The sequence below is a fragment of the Inquilinus sp. KBS0705 genome (assembly GCA_005938025.2).
Taxonomy (GTDB): Bacteria; Bacteroidota; Bacteroidia; order Sphingobacteriales; family Sphingobacteriaceae; genus Mucilaginibacter.
In genome coordinates this window covers 1,640,376-1,658,790 of record VCCI02000001.1, presented here as the reverse complement: position 1 = coordinate 1,658,790, position 18,415 = coordinate 1,640,376, and the positions used below count along the sequence as shown (strand labels likewise).

At 42.3% G+C, this 18,415-nt stretch carries 21 protein-coding genes; 9 read left to right on the top strand and 12 right to left on the bottom strand.

The features are described from left to right. Positions 1–14: 14 nt before the first annotated feature. The 5 genes from FFF34_007305 to FFF34_007285 all read right to left on the bottom strand — a co-directional run bounded on the left by FFF34_007305 (position 15) and on the right by FFF34_007285 (position 4,684). Complete coding sequence (locus FFF34_007305) at positions 15–1,928, bottom strand: long-chain fatty acid--CoA ligase (protein ID TSD67196.1); 1,914 nt, start codon at positions 1,926–1,928, stop codon at positions 15–17. A gap of 81 nt (positions 1,929–2,009) precedes the next feature. Further along, positions 2,010–2,465 carry an NAD(P)H-dependent oxidoreductase gene (locus FFF34_007300; GenBank protein ID TSD67195.1) on the bottom strand — a complete coding sequence of 152 codons (456 nt, stop codon included), beginning with the start codon at positions 2,463–2,465 and terminating at the stop codon, positions 2,010–2,012. 70 nt (positions 2,466–2,535) lie between these two features. Then, a complete protein-coding gene (locus FFF34_007295; protein TSD67194.1) occupies positions 2,536–2,862 on the bottom strand; it encodes an iron-sulfur cluster assembly accessory protein in 327 nt (108 codons plus the stop codon). Positions 2,863–2,954: 92 nt separating this feature from the next. Next, positions 2,955–3,368: a Fe-S cluster assembly scaffold IscU gene (gene iscU, locus FFF34_007290; protein TSD67193.1), complete on the bottom strand. Its 414-nt coding sequence runs from the start codon at positions 3,366–3,368 to the stop codon at positions 2,955–2,957. Between the two features lie 104 nt (positions 3,369–3,472). Further along, complete coding sequence (locus FFF34_007285) at positions 3,473–4,684, bottom strand: IscS subfamily cysteine desulfurase (GenBank protein ID TSD67192.1); 1,212 nt, start codon at positions 4,682–4,684, stop codon at positions 3,473–3,475. 101 nt (positions 4,685–4,785) lie between these two features. On the opposite strand from FFF34_007285, the gene mce reads away from it, so the two are divergent. Continuing rightward, complete coding sequence (mce, locus tag FFF34_007280; protein TSD67191.1) at positions 4,786–5,199, top strand: methylmalonyl-CoA epimerase; 414 nt, start codon at positions 4,786–4,788, stop codon at positions 5,197–5,199. A 78-nt stretch (positions 5,200–5,277) separates the two neighbouring features. Beyond that, positions 5,278–6,645 (top strand): right-handed parallel beta-helix repeat-containing protein, encoded by a 1,368-nt coding sequence (locus FFF34_007275; GenBank protein ID TSD67190.1) that lies wholly within the window; start codon positions 5,278–5,280, stop codon positions 6,643–6,645. Positions 6,646–6,661: 16 nt separating this feature from the next. Here the strand turns inward: FFF34_007275 and FFF34_007270 are convergent, their stop codons facing one another. Next, positions 6,662–7,162, bottom strand: coding sequence for a hypothetical protein (locus FFF34_007270; protein ID TSD67189.1), 501 nt, complete (start codon positions 7,160–7,162; stop codon positions 6,662–6,664). 430 nt (positions 7,163–7,592) lie between these two features. Here FFF34_007270 and FFF34_007265 point away from each other — a divergent pair, with 430 nt between their 5' ends. The 4 genes from FFF34_007265 (at position 7,593) to FFF34_007250 (ending at position 10,944) form a co-directional block, all read left to right on the top strand. Continuing rightward, complete coding sequence (locus FFF34_007265; protein ID TSD67188.1) at positions 7,593–7,838, top strand: type B 50S ribosomal protein L31; 246 nt, start codon at positions 7,593–7,595, stop codon at positions 7,836–7,838. Between the two features lie 67 nt (positions 7,839–7,905). Continuing rightward, positions 7,906–9,108 carry a glucose-1-phosphate thymidylyltransferase gene (locus FFF34_007260; protein TSD67187.1) on the top strand — a complete coding sequence of 401 codons (1,203 nt, stop codon included), beginning with the start codon at positions 7,906–7,908 and terminating at the stop codon, positions 9,106–9,108. A 137-nt stretch (positions 9,109–9,245) separates the two neighbouring features. Next, positions 9,246–10,010: a triose-phosphate isomerase gene (locus FFF34_007255; GenBank protein TSD67186.1), complete on the top strand. Its 765-nt coding sequence runs from the start codon at positions 9,246–9,248 to the stop codon at positions 10,008–10,010. Positions 10,011–10,107: 97 nt separating this feature from the next. Beyond that, positions 10,108–10,944, top strand: a complete 837-nt coding sequence (locus FFF34_007250; GenBank protein TSD67185.1) for a 50S ribosomal protein L11 methyltransferase — start codon at positions 10,108–10,110, stop codon at positions 10,942–10,944. A 122-nt stretch (positions 10,945–11,066) separates the two neighbouring features. On the opposite strand, the gene FFF34_007245 is transcribed toward FFF34_007250, so the two are convergent. Both FFF34_007245 and FFF34_007240 read right to left on the bottom strand, forming a co-directional pair. After that, on the bottom strand, positions 11,067–11,705 hold the full coding sequence (locus tag FFF34_007245) for an NAD(P)-dependent oxidoreductase (protein ID TSD67184.1): 639 nt from the start codon (positions 11,703–11,705) through the stop codon (positions 11,067–11,069). A gap of 57 nt (positions 11,706–11,762) precedes the next feature. Next, the gene (locus FFF34_007240) at positions 11,763–12,167 is read right to left on the bottom strand and encodes an Rrf2 family transcriptional regulator (protein ID TSD67183.1); all 405 of its coding nucleotides are present in this window, start codon (positions 12,165–12,167) and stop codon (positions 11,763–11,765) included. A gap of 180 nt (positions 12,168–12,347) precedes the next feature. Between FFF34_007240 and FFF34_007235 the strand changes: the two genes are divergently transcribed. From FFF34_007235 to FFF34_007225, 3 genes are all read left to right on the top strand, one after another. Beyond that, the gene (locus FFF34_007235; protein ID TSD67182.1) at positions 12,348–13,202 is read left to right on the top strand and encodes a universal stress protein; all 855 of its coding nucleotides are present in this window, start codon (positions 12,348–12,350) and stop codon (positions 13,200–13,202) included. 90 nt (positions 13,203–13,292) lie between these two features. Beyond that, the gene (locus FFF34_007230; protein ID TSD67181.1) at positions 13,293–14,648 is read left to right on the top strand and encodes a peptidoglycan synthetase; all 1,356 of its coding nucleotides are present in this window, start codon (positions 13,293–13,295) and stop codon (positions 14,646–14,648) included. Positions 14,649–14,731: 83 nt separating this feature from the next. Beyond that, a complete protein-coding gene (locus tag FFF34_007225) occupies positions 14,732–15,076 on the top strand; it encodes a helix-turn-helix transcriptional regulator (protein TSD67180.1) in 345 nt (114 codons plus the stop codon). Between the two features lie 30 nt (positions 15,077–15,106). Here the strand turns inward: FFF34_007225 and FFF34_007220 are convergent, their stop codons facing one another. The 4 genes from FFF34_007220 to mqnC all read right to left on the bottom strand — a co-directional run bounded on the left by FFF34_007220 (position 15,107) and on the right by mqnC (position 18,400). Then, positions 15,107–16,228 carry a GNAT family N-acetyltransferase gene (locus FFF34_007220; protein ID TSD67179.1) on the bottom strand — a complete coding sequence of 374 codons (1,122 nt, stop codon included), beginning with the start codon at positions 16,226–16,228 and terminating at the stop codon, positions 15,107–15,109. 81 nt (positions 16,229–16,309) lie between these two features. Further along, positions 16,310–16,507: a hypothetical protein gene (locus FFF34_007215; GenBank protein TSD67178.1), complete on the bottom strand. Its 198-nt coding sequence runs from the start codon at positions 16,505–16,507 to the stop codon at positions 16,310–16,312. 142 nt (positions 16,508–16,649) lie between these two features. Continuing rightward, on the bottom strand, positions 16,650–17,210 hold the full coding sequence (scpB, locus tag FFF34_007210) for an SMC-Scp complex subunit ScpB (GenBank protein TSD67177.1): 561 nt from the start codon (positions 17,208–17,210) through the stop codon (positions 16,650–16,652). A gap of 65 nt (positions 17,211–17,275) precedes the next feature. Then, positions 17,276–18,400 carry a dehypoxanthine futalosine cyclase gene (gene mqnC / locus FFF34_007205; protein ID TSD67176.1) on the bottom strand — a complete coding sequence of 375 codons (1,125 nt, stop codon included), beginning with the start codon at positions 18,398–18,400 and terminating at the stop codon, positions 17,276–17,278. Between the last annotated feature and the right edge of the window lie 15 nt (positions 18,401–18,415).

Below are 18,415 nucleotides of genomic sequence, written 5' to 3'. Positions count from 1 at the left end.
TTTTATATCCGCACTTAATCCGCGTCTGCTTCTTGTAAATATAGCTCGTCTATATCTTCGGCGTATTTTTTCTCTATCACCTTGCGTTTGGCCTTAAGGGTGGGGGTTATCTCGCCCGCTTCCATGCTAAAAGGCAGGCGTTTTACCTTAAAGTTTTTAATCCGTTCAAATTTGGCCAACTCGTTTGATAGGCGCTTAACCTCCTGTCCAATCCAGTCTACAATTTCTTTATCTTCTATAAACAGTTCGGGTTTTTCAAAAAAGTCGTCGCTTAGCTTAAAGGTTTCCTGCAACAGTTCGCGGCCGGGTACCAATATGGCGGTAATGTATTCGCGTTTATCGCCAATTAAAAATACCTGCTCAATACGCGGGCTTTTAAGGTAGGTGTTCTCTACCGGGGTAGGGTACACGTTTTTACCGTAGGCGTTAACGATCATGTTTTTCAGCCGGTCGGTTATTTGCAGGTTACCCCTGTAAAAACGGCCAATATCGCCGGTATGGAACCAGCCATCGGGGTCTATCACCGCGGCGGTCTCTTCGGGCTTTTTCCAGTAACCCTTCATCACGCAATGCCCGCGAACGATGATCTCACCTTCTTCCGATTCGTAATTAGGGTTAAAGTTATCATGCGTTTGTTTGGTGTATATCTGTTTGGTATCTACGTTTTGTATACCTACCTCAATACCGGGTATAATGCGCCCTACAGTGCCATAAATAATGCGGTCATCCTCAGTTACCGACATTACCGGCGAGGTCTCTGTAAGCCCGAAACCCTCTAATAATTTAATGCCGATATCGCCAAAAAACTCACCGATGTTTTTAGGTAAAGCACCTCCGCCGGATAGCAGTACTTTTAGCCTGCCGCCTGTTTTTTCTTTAATCTTACTGAATACCAGTTTATCGGCCAGTTTAAGCTCGGCGCTTAATATAAGGCCGGTTTTTTTACCTGCCTCACTTAATAACCGTGCTTCGCGGCCGGTTTTAAGCGCCCATTTAAATATTTTAGTTTTAACACCACCTGCAGCCAGGCCGTTTTTCATGGCCTTATCGTGTATACGCTCCAGCAGGCGCGGTACACAGCACATTACCGTTGGTTTTACCTCGGCCATGTTTTTGGCCAACAGATCAAGGCTTTGCGCGAATGCTATGGCGCAGCCCTTGTTCATGCAGATATAATAGGTGGCTGTACGCTCAAACACATGCGATAAAGGCAAGAACGACAAAAACATATCCGAGCTTTCGATAATGGGTATCTGGTAAAGGCTTACTTTACAATTCTCGGTTAGGTTGTGGTGCGTAAGCATTACCCCCTTTGGCGTACCCGTAGTACCCGATGTATAAATAAGGCAGGATAGGTCGCTTGGTAGTATGGCTTCGCGTGCGGCGTTAATGGCCTGTGCATACTGGTTTATCAGCGTGCGGCCCTCGTCTATCACCTGTTTAAAGCTGCAAACGCCGGCGTTTAATTTTAGCTTTTCGGTAAACTTCTCAAAGTCATCAAAGGCCGGTATAATGCGTATTAGCGAAGGGCAGTCGTTGGCAATTTTCAGTACTTTACGAAACAGGAAAGGGTTGCCGGCAATAATGGTACGCGCTTCCGAATCGTTGATGATGTACTCCATCTCCGCCTCAGATAGGGTGGGGTAAATAGAAGTGTTAACCGCGCCAATTTGCTGCAGGGCCTGGTCGTAATATATATAATCGGGGCCGTTATCCATTATCAGGGCCAGGCGATCGCCTTTTTTAATACCGATGCTAAGGAACCAGGCCGATATAGCGTCAATTTTTTCTAAAGCTTCCCGGTATGATATTTCTACCCAGGTATCTTTTACCTTATGTATTAAAAAGGTGTGGGTATCAGGGTGTATGTTCGCGACAATATTGCGGATAAGTTCCGGGATAGTTGATTGCTCAGCTACAATGTTCATGAAGTTTATATTGGTTTTATACTATAACAAACTTATGTTTTTTAGCAGTCAAATCAAACATCTAAAAGGGGTTATTATTGTTTAGCTTTTGTTAGTGGGGAAGTAAGTACAGCCCTTATAGTTTAGGCCTAAGTAGGCCGATGTGTGCTTAAACGGCGTTTCAAAGCCCTCGGGGATGGCAGGGTCGGCACCTACGGCTATCATGTAAGCTGTTTTACCGCGCAATTGCCTGCCGGTATCTTTTTTTATGGTGATAAGATCCGTCAGCCGGTCAAAAAATACCTTCATAACGCCGCTCATGCTGTACCAGTACACTGGGGTGGCAAATACAATGTTTTGATAGGGTAGTGCCTTGCTTATAATGGCTTCAAATTCATCGTCGGCAGGGTAGTTGCCATCGTAATTGTAGTGGGCTATTTTGTGGTCGAGCAGATCGATAAGGTCGAAATCTGTTTGCTGCAAAGCCTTGCGGGTAATGGCTTCGGTAAGGCTGTTTTTGCGGTTGCTGCCTAAAATAACCAGCGATTTATTTTCCATAATAAATGCGAAAAGGTTGACTATCTAAATATAATCAACCTTTTTTACATTTTATGTTATTACAATATTATTATACCGAAAAACTTTCGCCGCAGCCGCAGGTGCGGGTAGCGTTGGGGTTATGAAAGTTAAAGCCTTTGCCGTTAAGCCCGTCGCTAAAATCAAGCTCGGTGCCGGCCAGGTATAAAAACGATTTCATATCGAGGGCGAAGCGTACGCCGCGATCTTCAAAAAACTGGTCGCCTTTTTTCTCCTCGTTATCAAAATCGAGGTTGTATGACAAACCCGAGCAGCCGCCGCCCTGTACAGATACACGCAGAAAATAAGAGGCATCCAGACCGCTATCCTGCATTAGTGCATCTATTTTAGCTTTTGCTTTATCAGTTACAGTTACCATTGTTCTTTAGATTCAAGATATTAGAATCAAGATTCAAGATAAAGATTTAAACTCCGTCCTGGCTCTTGCGTCTTGGTTCTTACTTCTATTTATTAGTGATGTGATTTTTCAAGCGCTATCGGCTCCATGCCGTTTTTAACGCGGAAATCGTTGATGGCTGCTTTTATAGCATCTTCTGCTAAAACCGAGCAGTGTATCTTCACCGGCGGAAGCGCAAGTTCTTCTACAATGTCCATATTATCTATTTTCATGGCATCGTCAACGCTTTTACCTTTTAACCACTCGGTAGCTAAAGATGAGGACGCGATTGCCGAACCGCAGCCAAATGTTTTAAATTTAGCATCGGTGATGATGTTGTTTTCATCAACCTGTATTTGCAGGCGCATAACGTCGCCGCACTCAGGCGCACCAACAAGGCCGGTACCAACCTTGTGGCTGCTTTTATCTAACGTGCCCACATTGCGGGGGTTAGTATAATGATCGATTACTTTATCTGAATAAGCCATAGCTTTTATAATTTTGAATTAGTGAGTTATTGAATTATTGATTTAACCCTTTATTGTTTAATCAAGCATCTGCAAAATTGCGCATCCGCTAATTTGTACATTTATTAGTGTTCTGCCCACTCAATCGAGTCAAGGTCTATGCCTTCTTTAAACATTTCCCAAAGTGGTGATAGTTCGCGCAGGTGAGTAACCGCTTTTTTGGTTACTTCAACAGCGTAATCAACTTCTTCTTCGGTAGTAAAGCGGCCCAAACCAAAACGGATAGACGAGTGCGCCAGGTCATCAGATAATCCTAAGCTTTTTAATACATAAGATGGCTCTAATGATGCCGATGTACAAGCCGAGCCCGATGATACTGCCAGATCTTTCATGGCCATCATCAAACCTTCGCCCTCAACATATTTAAACGAGATATTGGCTACATGCGGTAAGCGGTGTTCTACATTACCATTTACATAGCTTTCTTCTAATACGGTTAGTGCTTTTTCTAATTTATCGCGCAAGCCCGAAAGACGGATCGCTTCGCTTTCCATTTCCTGGCTGCAAATTTCACATGCTTTACCCAAGCCAACAATACCCGGTACGTTTAACGTGCCCGAACGCATACCGCGCTCGTGGCCGCCACCATCCATTTGTGCGGTTACCTTAACACGCGGGCCTTTACGGCGTACGTATAAAGCGCCAACACCCTTAGGGCCGTACATTTTATGTGCCGATAAAGCCAAAAGGTCTATACCGTCTTCAATTACATTAACAGGTATTTTACCAACAGCCTGTACCGCATCTGTCATAAACAAAGCGCCATGCTTGTGGGCAATAGCCGATATTTGTTTTATAGGTTGTATAACACCAATTTCGTTGTTACCGTACATGATAGATACCAGTATGGTTTGCGGTGTCATGGCGGTTTCTAAAACCTCTAAATCAACCAGGCCGTCTTCTTTAACAGGCAGGTAAGTAACCTTGCCGCCAAGTTTTTCAACGTGCTTGCAGGCATCTAAAACAGCCTTGTGCTCGGTAACGGTGGTAATGATATGGTTACCTTTATCTTTATACATTTCAAACACACCCTTAATAGCCAGGTTGTCAGATTCGGTAGCGCCCGATGTAAAGATGATCTCTTTTTCGGTAGCGCCTATCAGTTTGGCTACCTGCTCGCGTGCATAATCAACGCCTTCTTCGGCTACCCAGCCAAAAGGGTGGTTGCGGCTGGCCGCGTTACCAAACTTTTGGGTAAAGTAAGGCAGCATGGCTTCCAGCACCCTTGGGTCCATAGGAGTCGTAGCGTTATTATCTAAATAAATTGGGATGTTCATGTGTCAAAAATTAACAAAGCAAATATACGTAAACTTTTACTTTAATACCCTTTAGCCCCTATAAATTGCATTTTGATGCTAATAATTTACAATATTTGGACATGAATAAGATAGAGCATATAGGTATAGCGGTAAACAGTATCAGCATTACGGGCAATATCTACCAAAGGTTGCTAAATACCACGGTTTATAAAACCGAAGAGGTAGCATCCGAAGGGGTAATTACCGCCTTTTTACAAAGCGGCCCCAATAAAATTGAGTTACTGGAAAGCACCGACCCCGAAGGACCTATAGCCAAATTTATAGCTAAAAAAGGCGAAGGTATACACCACATAGCTTTTGATGTGACCGATATTGAAGCCGAAATGGCCCGCCTTAAAGCCGAAGGCTTTATTTTATTGAACGACAAACCAAAAATGGGCGCCGATAATAAACTGGTTTGCTTTGTGCACCCTAAGAGCGCAGGAGGGGTATTGGTGGAATTGTGCCAGGAGGTTAGCGTTAGCAGTAAATAGTTTGCAGTAAGCACCGAGAGCCCTTATCACAACTATTTTTTGTATCTTTCTGTTCAAAAATTCGTATACTATTTATAAATGAAAATTAAAAGCTACTTGATGCGTGGGATATTAGCTGTGCTGGTTTTAACATCGTTTGTGATGTGCGCCAAAAAAGCGACTGTGATTAAAGACCCTGACCCTGAAAAACCGCCAATTGATACCGGTATAACAGTTACATCATGCACCTATACCGTACAGCCATCCGAGTGGTTTGTTGATGGTGCCGCTATACCTGCCGGGTCGGTTATATGCATACCAGCCGGTAGCCGCGGGGCTTTATTGCTTAAAAATTTTAAGGGTACCGCTAATAAGCCTATCACTATTATTAATAAGGGAGGGCAGGTTACCTTTGATGTAGCCCCCACGGCATCGTATGCGTTTAAAACACAAAACAGCCAGTACTTTAAAATATTGGGCAATGGCGATGCGTCTGTTAAATATGGTTTTTTGGTAAGCGGCGGTAACATCAGCATGACCATGGACGACCTAAGCTCGGATTTTGAGATAGCCAACGTAGAGGTAAAAAACAGTGCCTTTGCAGGCATTATGGCCAAAACCGACCCAGGCTGCGATGTAGCCACTCAGCGCGGCCATTTTACCATGAAAAATGTGACCATACACGATAACTACGTGCACCAAACCGGCGGCGAAGGTTTTTATATAGGAAACTCTTTTTATAAAGACGGCGTTGCTGCAGCCTGCGGTACCGTTTTACCGCACAATGTGGTAAACCTGAAGCTATATAACAATACTACCGAACAAACCGGTGCCGAAGGCATACAGGTAGGCAGCGCCACCCAAAATTGCCAGGTTTACAACAATACGGTGAAGTCGCCGGGGGTGAGCCCTTTTGCAGCTGCCCAAAATAATGGTATTCAAATAGGCGAGGGTACCGGTGGCAAGTGCTACAATAACCTGGTTAAAGACGCGCCCGGCAACGGCATAATTGTATTAGGGCTGGGCGATAACCTGGTGTTTAACAATATCATCCTAAACTCGGGTGAGCATGGCATTTTTGCCGATTCGAGGTACACGCCGGGGCCAAACTTCCAGTTTATTAATAACACCATTATTAAAACTATCAGAGATGGGATAAGGTTAAATTCTGAAACTATCCCCATGAATACGGTGATCAACAATGCTATTATCGGCGCGGGGTCGGGTGCAGCCATTCATAAAAACAATAGCAACGTTAAGCTAACGGCTTCAAATAATTACGAGGGAAATGATGTTAATGCCCTTCAGTTTAAAAACTACAGCGGCGATGATTTTCATTTGCTGTCTGCCTCGCCATTGATCAATACAGGCGCAAATGTATCTGCTAAAGGTATTACGTTTGATTATTTTGGCACGGCACGGCCACAAGGTGGTGGGTTTGATGTAGGGGCGGTAGAGTATAAGTAGGCTGCGAAAAAAATGTCTATCCACCTTGTCGCGACAGTGAAGATAATAATTCTTCTTTCAATTCGTCTGCGTCAAAGCCTTTTAAGTCAAACCCCAAAGCAACTTCTTTTTCTTTATAAAAAAAAGAAATAATCTTATCTTGAGTATCTGTGACTTTGCCGGAAAAAAGCCATTTGGTCTTTACTTGCTCGGCTTCAATATCCATCATCTCGTTTACAAAGTAACTTTTACTCTGCTTAAATAGTCCCGTTGTAACTATTAGTTTACCATCGTCAATTTTAAACTCGGACTTACCGAAGAGTAGCGATAGTAGTTTGAAAGTAGATAATAACAAGAGCGTCAAATAACAGATATCTTCCGTAGGGGTTTTAAAATTGCCACTATAGATATCGTAAAAACAATCGTTTAATTTAATAAGAGAAATTAAAATAAGGCCTGAGGGGACGATAATTTCTTTGAAATCTATTCTATATCTAAAGGTAGAAACGTACCTTGAATGGAAATTTTTTGATCGCATTTGCCGCTATAGAGCTATTAATATTCAACTAATTTAAATATTAAAACTGAACTTGCGCCACTGTTAATTTTTATTTTGCGTTAAGGATAGGAGCGGATACCGGCCCAGCGCCTAAGGCCTGTGCGCGTATGAGCGGAGAGCCCGGCCGCAGGCAACGCCCAAAAAAATGTCATCCCGAGCGAGCGTAGCGACGAGAGATCTTCTGCGAGCTACATTAATCGCAAAGTATGGCCACTATCCATGCCGAAGAAGATTTCTCACACTCCCCATCTCACGAGCCCCGCCCACCCCGGTTCGAATAAACAATTTTTATAATTTCTATCCACCAAGTAAAACCTCTCCACAAGCTGTTAAAAACTTTTTACTTTTGCCTTTTTACTTTTAAATTATTTCGTTACATTTGCACCTCTTTTATAAGAAGTATACGATAATGAAAAAAGACCTGCATCCATCAAATTATAGATTAGTAGTATTTAAAGATATGTCTAACGACTATTCTTTCATCACTAAATCATGCATCGATAGCCGCGAAACCGTAAAATGGGAAGATGGCAACGAGTATCCATTGATCAAATTAGAAATTTCACACACTTCACACCCGTTCTACACAGGTAAAATGAAGTTAGTTGATACAGCCGGACGTATTGATAAGTTCCGTACCCGTTACAACAAATAATATTGTTTTTTCAATAAAATATTGATTAGTCCCCCGTATACCGGGGGACTTTTTTTATTTTTGGCCTATGGCAATTATCCTTTTTGACGATAACGCTCACAATACACTTCTGCCTTTAACGTACACCCGCCCGGTTGCCGACCTGCGCATAGGTATATTAACCATTGCCGAAAAGTGGGGAAAATATTTAAACAGCGATTTTTCTTTTCATACACAGCCCTACCTGCAAGGTAAGTTTCCGGTTAATATTCAAGCCGATAACTTATTCATCAATGGCTCGGTTTGCCCCGATGAGTATTTGCTTGAGACTATTGCAGGGCTGCAAACCGGCCAGGCGCTAATGTATAAGGATATAATGATCTTAGCGGTAAAGCTAAACGCTGCCGATGCCGCGGGTTTTACAGCCGCTACTATACCAGCTAATACGGTTACTTACAACAAAGTGCCGGTTATGGTGCGCTACCCCGAAGAGCTGTTCCGCAAAAATGATATTGAGCTGCGCCGCGATTTTAAATTGCTTACCAAAGGTCGTACAAGCGCGGTTTTAAGCAGCACCAATACCATTATAGGCGACGCTTTTTTTGCAGAAGAAGGCGCACAAGCCGAATGCTGCACGTTTAGCACTATAAACGGCCCCATATATTTAGCCGCTAATACCGAGGTATGGGAAGGTACTAATATACGTGGCCCGTTTGCCTTGTGCGAGCATTCGCAAATAAAAATGGGCACCAAAATATACGGTGCTACTACCATTGGGCCTTATTGCCGCATAGGCGGCGAGGTAAACAATGCCATTGTTTGGGGTTACTCTAACAAAGGGCACGAAGGTTACCTGGGTAATGCGGTAATAGGCGAGTGGTGTAACCTTGGTGCCGATACCAATAACTCTAACCTTAAAAATAATTACTCGGAAGTAAAACTGTGGGACTACCCATCGCAAAGCTACCGTAACACTACGCTGCAGTTTTGTGGCTTAATAATGGCCGACCATGCTAAAAGCGGCATTAACACCATGTTTAACACCGGCACAGTGGTAGGGGTAAATGCCAATGTTTTTGGCGGCGGTTACCCGCCAACCCATATCCCCGATTTTGTGTGGGGAGGGGCGGATGGTTTTGAAGAATACACATTTGACAAAATGATGGAAACCACGCAGCGTGTATTTGACCGCCGCGAACACCGCAGCTTTGATGACAACGAAAAAAGCATTATGGGCAAGGTGTATGAATTAACAAGGCCTTATAGGGAGAGGGTTGTGAGTGGTGGATAGTGAATGGAGAATAGTGAATAGTTAAGCTATCGGTGTAATCACATTCAAAAATCGGTGTAATCATACATTAAAATCGGTGTAATCGCACTAAAAATTGGTGTAATCATATTAAAATAGTAAAATCAATAAAATATAAAATGAGAAAGAAAATTGTAGCCGGAAACTGGAAAATGAACCTGGATTACCAGGAAGGTTTAACCTTGTTTTCTGAAGTGATCAACATGGTTAAAGACGAAGCGACTGGTAACCAGCAAGTGGTTGTATGCAGCCCTTTTATTCACCTGCATAGCCTTGCGGCTTTGGCTAATGGCTACAACAATATAGCTGTTGGCGCACAAAATGCCCACCAGGCCGAAAGTGGCGCCTACACCGGCGAAATATCTGCCAAGCAAATAAAATCTGTTGGTGCAACATACGTGATATTGGGCCACTCGGAGCGCCGCCAGTATTTTGGCGAAACCAACGAGTTGTTAGCTAAAAAAACGGATACTGTATTAGGCCACGGCTTAACCCCTATATTTTGCATTGGCGAAACTTTGCAGCAACGCGAGGCTAACGAGCACTTTGGTATCATAAAAAGCCAGTTAGAAGAGGGTGTTTTCCATTTAGATGCCGAAACCTTTGGTAAACTGGTAATAGCATACGAGCCTGTTTGGGCCATAGGTACAGGCGTTACGGCAACATCAGACCAGGCGCAGGAGATACATGCCTTTATCCGTACCGAATTAGCTGCCAAATACGGCCAGCAGGTAGCAGATGATACTACTATTTTATACGGCGGCAGCTGTAACGCCAAAAACGCGGCCGAGCTATTTGCCTGTGCCGATATTGATGGCGGCTTAATAGGCGGCGCATCCCTAAAATCGCGCGACTTTACAGATATTGTTAAAGCGTTTAATTAAGGTTAGTTAATAGAGACTGGTGGTTGGAGGTTAGGTTTTTAGCCTCTAACCACTTTGCATTAGCTAATCTCTGATCGTCAATCTCTATTCTCTACAAATGAACTACTACGAACTCCTTTTCACTACCATTATCACCGAAGATTACCAGCAGGACCTTTTGATAGGCGCTTTGGGCGAAATTGGTTTTGATACTTTTGAGGAAGTTGATCTGGGCTTTAAGGCCTATATACCGGTTGATGATTTTGACCAGGCCAAACTGGACGAAACATTAGAGGTCTACCGCGAAATGTTCACCTTTAGCTATGATATTACCCTTATCCCTCAAAAAAACTGGAACGAGGTATGGGAAAGTAACTTTGAACCCATCCAAATAGGCGACCAGGTGTTTGTACGCGCTACTTTTCATGAGCCTAAGCCTGAGTTTAAGTATGAGATAGTTATCGATCCTAAAATGGCATTTGGTACCGGCCATCACCAAACCACCGCCATGATGATGGCCTTAATGCTGGAAAATGACTTTGCCGGCAAAAAGGTACTGGATATGGGTTGTGGTACCGGCATATTGGCTATACTCGCTGCCAAGTTGGGCGCTAAAGATATTACCGCGATAGATTATGATATGGTATGCTACGAAAGCACTATCGAAAATTCGGCATTGAATAATATTACTAATATTAAGGCCCTTTGCGGCTCAAAGGAGGCCATACCTAACGAGCAGTATGATATTATACTGGCCAATATTAACCGTAACATCCTGATAGACCAAATGGCGCGGTATGCCGAAGCCTTAAAACCCGGCGGCGAGATATATTTTAGCGGCTTTTATGAATCACCAGACCTGGATATTATTACCGACGAGGCCCGAAAGTATAACCTTAAATACATTATCCATAAAAAGGATAAGGACTGGGTAGCTGCTAAGTTTGTATTGTAAGAATTACACAGATTTTTATTGGATTGCACAGTTATTGTAGGGATTACACAGATTTTGATAGATGATTTCACCGAATGGGAAGTCCAATCGGTGAAATCAAATTTAATCTGTGAAATCAGTTATTAATATCCTAAAGTAAACCGCGCTTTAATAAACTGGTTGTTTTCTAATTCATTGATTACGGCTACGGCAAGGTCGGCAACAGATATATCGTTTTTACCTTCATCATTAAACACCGGGCTTTCGGTACCTAAACGGAAGGTGCCTGTACGCTCGCCGGGATGCAGGTTAATGGCGGGGCTTAAAAAGGTCCAATCTAATTCTTCTTCTTTATGCAGTTGGGCAAGGTAATCGCGTGCTGCACTTGCACCTGCATAATACTCTTTAGGGAACTGCGGCGAATCTACCAATTGCTTGCCATCAATAAATAAACTACCCGCGCCGCCTATGGTTAAGTAGCGTTTAACACCTGCTTTTTTAACGGCAGCCTGTATATCGGCCGATCCTTTTAAAAAGTCGTTATACAGGTTAGGGTTGGCCCAGCCAGCGTTAAAAGAATTGATCACTGCATCGTGGCCGGCTATAATTGCTGCCAATGCATCTGCATCGTTTATATCTGCCGCTACTGCTATTACACCTGCTTGTTTGGCAACTTTATCGGTATTGCGGGCAATGGCCGTAACCTGGTACCCACGCGATACTGCTTCTTTCAATATTTCGGTACCTACAAAACCTGTTGCGCCTATTAATGCTACTTTCATATACTTGTTGTTTGTTTAATTGTAATTAAATATGTTACAGTTTGTTTTAAATTTTTTTTAATTGAATTTATTGGTAAAATCTGCCAGGGTGGTGTTCCCTAATTTTTGCATTACAGATTGGTCTACCTGTTTATTTATTTCGTCTAAATGCTGGTTTATTTGCTTGCCTACAGGGCATTTGGGGTTAGGTTCGTTTTTAGCGTTTCCTAAAATAGCAGTGCTTTTTACCGCGGTATAGATATTTGCCAGGGTTATTTGCATAGCAGGCTTTGACAGTGTATAACCACCGCTTTTGCCTGCCTTGCTATAAACCAGTTGGTGCTTTATTAAATTGCTCAGCTCTTTACGCACCAACACGGGGTTTACATTAATGCTGCCCGCCAAAAATTCCGACGATAGCTGCTCATCTGCACTGCAAAGCAATGTCATAATATGTAATGCTGTGGGGAATCTTCCGTTCATTTTTATATGTAATAAAAATTATTACAATACAAAAGTATTCAAATTATTTTCAAAAACAATAACTAAATTCATGTATTGTAAATATGAAGTACTGTTGACAATGCACCGCTCATTCCTGTTTAAATTTGCGGTGTATTAACCTTTATACCAATATGGTCAGGTTATTTAAACCCTTCCTGTATGAAAACATATCTTGTACCCGTTGATTTCTCGGACGCAGGTTTTAACGCCGCCGATTATGCCGCGCAATTGAGCCATCAAACCAATGTAGAAACCATTATTTTGATGAACGCTTATTTTACATCGGTGTACGAAACCATGCTGCCCGACCCTAACATGGTAATGCTTACCGAAGACCAGATAGAAGATAACGCGGCAGAGCGGATAAACCATTTAGAAAAGCTAAGAGATAAGCTGAAGGATAAGGTGCGCGAAGGGGTAGAGATACGGATAAGCTTAAGGCGATCCCATTTATTGCGTGCAGTAGTAGATACAGTAAACGAAGATAATGCAGACCTGGTGATATTAGGCACCATAGGCAATAGCACCTTGCGCGAGAACAACCAAGGCATAGGCAGCCACGTTATCCGGATATCAAAAGCCAGCCCGACACCGGTTATAGTAGTGCCGCCAAATTATAAGTACCAGCCAGTTGATGAAGCAGTAATAGCCTGCGATTTTAAAAAGGTGAAAGAAAATGTGCCTTTAGATGCCCTGCACAAACTATTAGGTAAACAAGCCATAAAACTATTAGTAGTAAATATTGATACCACAGGTAAACATGCCGGGTGGGACCCGGAACTGTTAGCCGAAAAAACCGCGCTGCATGGCATGCTTAAGCATTTTAAGCCAAGGTATTACTATGTAAATGACGCGAATATTATTAGCGGCATACTCGATTTTGCTACCTACCATAAGGCACAAATGGTCATTGCTTTGCCACATAACTATAGTTTTTTACAATCTATTTTACATAACAGTATTTCGCAGCAAATAGCCAAAAGCTCCACTGTGCCGGTATTACTTTTAAAATAAAATACATGCTATAGGTTATTTTAATTAACTATTGGCAAAACAGGGCTTTTTATGTTAATTTGCTGTGTTTATATGCCCCTGTTATAATACATGAGAGTACATTTTATAGCTATTGGCGGTAGTGCTATGCACAACCTGGCCATAGCTCTTCATAAAAAAGGATTTGATGTTACCGGGTCAGACGATGTATTGTTTGAACCATCTGTAAGCCGCCTGGCTAAGTATGGCATTTTGCCTGAGCAGGAGGGATGGTACCCCGAAAAGATAAATGCCGGGCTGGATGCCGTTATATTAGGTATGCATGCCCGTATTGATAACCCCGAGCTGCTTAAGGCACAGGAGTTAGGCATTAAAATATACTCGTACCCCGATTATATTTACGAACAATCAAAAGATAAAAAGCGTGTGGTAATAGGCGGCAGCCATGGTAAAACTACCATTACCAGTATGATACTGCATGTATTGCAGCATGCCGGTAAAAAGTTTGATTACCTGGTAGGCGCCCAATTAGAAGGCTTTGAAACCATGGTAGGGCTTAGCCATGATGCCCCGGTTATTATTATTGAGGGCGACGAATACCTTGCGTCGCCGATTGACAGGCGGCCAAAGTTTCATATTTACAAAGCCGATATTGGTGTTATAAGCGGCATCGCCTGGGATCATATCAACGTATTCCCCACATTTGATAATTACATAGATCAGTTTAAGATTTTTGGCCAAACCATACAACCGGGTGGTAAGCTAATTTACAGCGAAACCGACGACGTTTTAAATAAAATGGTATCGGGTGTAACCATTGATGGCCAAAAGCTGCCTTATGGCTTACCCCAATTTACGATACAAAACGGAGTAACCAGCATAATTGCCGACGGTAAAAGTTACGCCTTACAGGTTTTTGGCCAGCATAATTTGCTTAACATGGAAGCCGCGCGTTTGGTTTGCGAAGCTTTAGCTATAAGCAAGGCCGATTTTTATGAATATATTAGTACCTTTAAGGGAGCAGCACGCAGGCTGGAGCTGGTTGGAAAGAATGATAATGCGACAATTTTTAAAGATTTTGCGCATTCGCCATCTAAATTAACGGCTACTATACAGGCGGTTAAGGCGCAGTTTCCGCAGCGAAAGCTAATAGCTTGCATAGAATTGCATACTTTTAGCAGCTTGAATAAAGATTTTTTAAATGAATATGCCGGCACAATGGACGGCGCCGATAAAGCGATTGTATTTATTGACCGCAAAACATTTGAACAAAAAAAGATAACACCCTATGCAATTGAAGCAGTAAAAAGCGCGTTTGCAAAGGACGATCTGCTGTTTTTTAATGATCCGGACGCTTTATTACAGCATCTGGAAAGATTAGATATTAGTAATAGTAACTTATTAATGATGAGTTCGGGCAACTTTGGCGGTATTAACCTGATCGGATTAAAAGAAAAATTGTTATAATTTTATTGATTATTAGTTTGTTGTTTAAAAAAGTTGTAACTTTATTAACTATTGAGAAACCTTATCCTAATTAACACACATATATGAAGACACTCGGAAAAAAGATCCGGTTACTACGTCACCAAAAGGGCTGGAGCCAGGAGGAAGTAGCTAAAAGGTTAGACATTTCTATACCTGCTTTTTCTAAAATTGAAACGGGAATCACTGATATCAATTTGTCTCGATTAGAACAGATAGCCGTATTGTTTGAAATGTCGGTAGTGCAGCTACTAACCTTTAACGAAACTGAGCAAGATCAAAAAATTGCAAGTGAGTTAGAGAACGTTAACAAAAAGTTGATGGATCGCGAAACAGAAGTTATCGATCTGCAGAAAAAAGTTATCGAGCTTTTTGAAGAGCTAAGACACAAAAAAGTTATTACAGCATAATACTAAATAAGCCCGGAATTTTTTTCGGGCTTATTTAAATTTATACCTCATTGTAAGATGCCTTTTGCCAAATGTAGCGCCCACCGCTGCGTGTATGGCGAGCATTTTCTCATTAAAATCGCCCACCCACGATAATTCAAGCTCATCGTATTGTTTAAGTGGCAGTACATATTCCTTTAATTTTATAAACAGGCACGATTCTAGCCCGTGTTTTTGATACTTTTGTTTGGTACCCATAACAACAGCCCTCATACGCGATACCCCCCTCCAGCGGCGATAAACAAACGTTAGTTTACCCCATAAGTTAAGTTTGCCGTTTAATGGTTTTATCATTTGGTTGGCATCAGGTAATATTACTATAAAGGATGCCGGCTCGTTATCTACATAGGCAAACCATATCAGCTTTTCGTCCATTATGGCTTTCATTTTTTCGAAACTTTCTAAAATTGTAGCATGGGTTATGGGCACAAAATTTTCAAAATCTTGCCAGCCATCGTTATATATCTCAATAAAATCAGCCGCGAATTTTTCTATTTGCGCTGTTTTAAAATGCTCAAAGGTGTACCCAGGCTTGTTCATTACCCAGTTAGCAATTTTTGTAAACCGCTCCGAAAAGGGTTTGTGCACATCCAGGTGATTGGTTATTTGCTCGTATTGGGTCTCAAATCCATAGGCCTCAAAAAAATCATGATAGTAGGGTGGGTTATAATTCATGCCATAGGATGGCGGCGTAAAACCCTCTACCAATAAACCCCAAAAGTTATCGTTCTCGCCAAAGTTTATGGGGCCATCCATAGCCTGCATACCCAAGCCCTTTAACCAGGCCTGCGCGGTATCAAACAGTAAAAACGCGGCAACTTTATTATTAATGCACTCAAAAAAGCCAGAGCCGCCGGTAGGTTGCTCGTAGTTGTAGGCCTTGTTATCGTTTATAAAAGCGGCTATACGGCCTATTAGCTGTCCGCTATCGTCTGTTAATATCCACCGGGTAGCTTTACCATGCTGATGAAAATTGTTCTTAACAGGATCAAACACCGCTTCTATATCGGTATCTAAAGGGCATACCCAGTTAGCATCGCCCTTGTATAACAGGCGCGCTACATCCAAAAATGCTTTTTTATCTGCTTTGCTTTTAACTTCAGTAATGATCATCCAATAGTGCTGAAATTGCCGTTTATAAAAAAAGCATCCAGCCTGCCGACTGAATGCTTCGAATATATTTTTATAGTATGATTAATCGTCGTCTTCGTCATCATAAGGGTCGAAAGAATCGAACCCGGCCAGGTCATCATCCAATGGAATATCTTCATCAAAGTCATCATCGTCATCCGCTACATTCTTACCCGGCTTTGGGTCATCATCAAAGTCGTCATCTTCCTCGTCACTGGCTTTTTTGGTAGATGTATTTAAAGGTTTTTTGGGAGCTGCCATTTTAATAAATTTATTATTCGTTAAAACTTATAATCTGTTAACCTAATTGTTTTGTCTGTTAGCTTTTTTCGTACTGCTATAATCAGCATTATTTATCAGTAAAAATAATTAAAATCATTTTCAATAAAAATATCTTTTAAATTTATTCTGATTGCTCGCCAATGCTGCTGCTGTTGTCTGTAATTTCTTTAAGCTGTGGTAGTTCTGTTATATCATTAATGCCAAAATAGTCCATAAAAAGGCTGCTGGTGCCATAAAGTATAGGCTTACCCACCGTTTCCGACTTGCCTGTGATGGCAATTAGTTCCTTTTCTAATAGTTTTTGTATAGAGTAGTCGCAATTTACGCCGCGTATTTGCTCAACATCTGTTTTGGTTACAGGTTGTTTATAGGCAATTATAGCCAGGGTTTCTAACGCGGCCTGGCTTAACTTTTTCTTGGAGCGCTGTAGTTGCAGCAGGCTTATAACCTGGTGATAGTCTTTTTTTGTTAGAAACTGGTAAGCGTTATTAAGTTTTACTACCTCAATGGCAAAGCTATCGTCCTGGTACTTATTGCGGATGGTTTGTACATGCTTATCTATATCTTCGGCTGTATAGTCGTGTTCAAAAGCGGCCTGCAGGCAGTAAATAATTTCTTCTGTACGAATGCCCTGTTCAGATGCAAAAATAAGTGCCTCTATATATTGCTCAACATTGTTCATGTGTTGCAAATATATAATTTTTCTGCACCCGTACTTACAATGACGCTTGGTCTTATAGGTTGGGCCTAATAGTCTATCACCTGTTCTTCAATTTCGGCCGGTATATCGCGCCAATCGTATTTTTGGGTGCGTAGCTGTGGTTCAAAACCCGCTTCTTTAATAGAATCCTGTATACCCTTTGCGGTAAAGCGGTGTGGTGCACCTGCGGCAGATACTACGTTCTCTTCTATCATTATCGACCCAAAATCGTTAGCGCCGGCGTGCAGGCATAGCTGTGCAACCTGCTTGCCCACGGTTAACCATGATGCCTGTATGTTTTTAATATTTGGCAGCATAATACGGCTAAGGGCAATCATGCGGATGTATTCGTCGCCGGTAACATTATTGGTAATGCCGCGTACTTTGCGCAATAGTGTGCCATCGTCCTGGAAAGGCCATGGTATAAAGGCAACAAAGCCGTGGTGCCCTTCGGGTTTTTCTGATTGCACCTCGCGTATCCAAACCAGGTGCTCAAAGCGCTCTTCAATGGTTTCGATATGGCCAAACATCATAGTAGCTGATGTAGGCAGGTTTAGCTGATGTGCCGCACGCATTACATCTAACCACTCTTTACCGCCGCACTTACCCTTTGATATCAGGCGGCGCACACGGTCGTTTAATATTTCGGCACCGGCACCGGGCAATGAGTCGAGGCCGGATTCTTTCATCGCTCTAAGTACATCGTAATGGCTCATATTTTCCAGCTTTGCAACGTGGGCTATCTCTGGTGGGCCTAAAGAATGTAATTTTAGTTTTGGATACAGCTGTTTTAACTCGCGGAAAAGGTCGGTATAAAATTGAAGGCCCAGATCGGGGTGGTGGCCGCCCTGTAATAAAAGCTGGTCGCCGCCATATTTAAAGGTCTCTTCAATTTTTCGCTTATATGTTTCAATATCGGTAATGTAACTATCCTCGTGCCCCGGGCGACGGAAGAAGTTACAGAATTTACAGTTGGCTATGCAAACGTTGGTTGTGTTTACATTCCGGTCTATCTGCCAGGTTACTTTGCCATGCGGTACCTGTATTTTACGTAGCTCGTTAGCCACATACATCAGGTCGGCAGTTGAGGCATTGTTGTACAGGTAAACACCTTCTTCAATGCTCAAAAAATCAAAAGCTAAGGCACGCTGTAACAGATCGGCTGTATTCATACACAAATATACGTA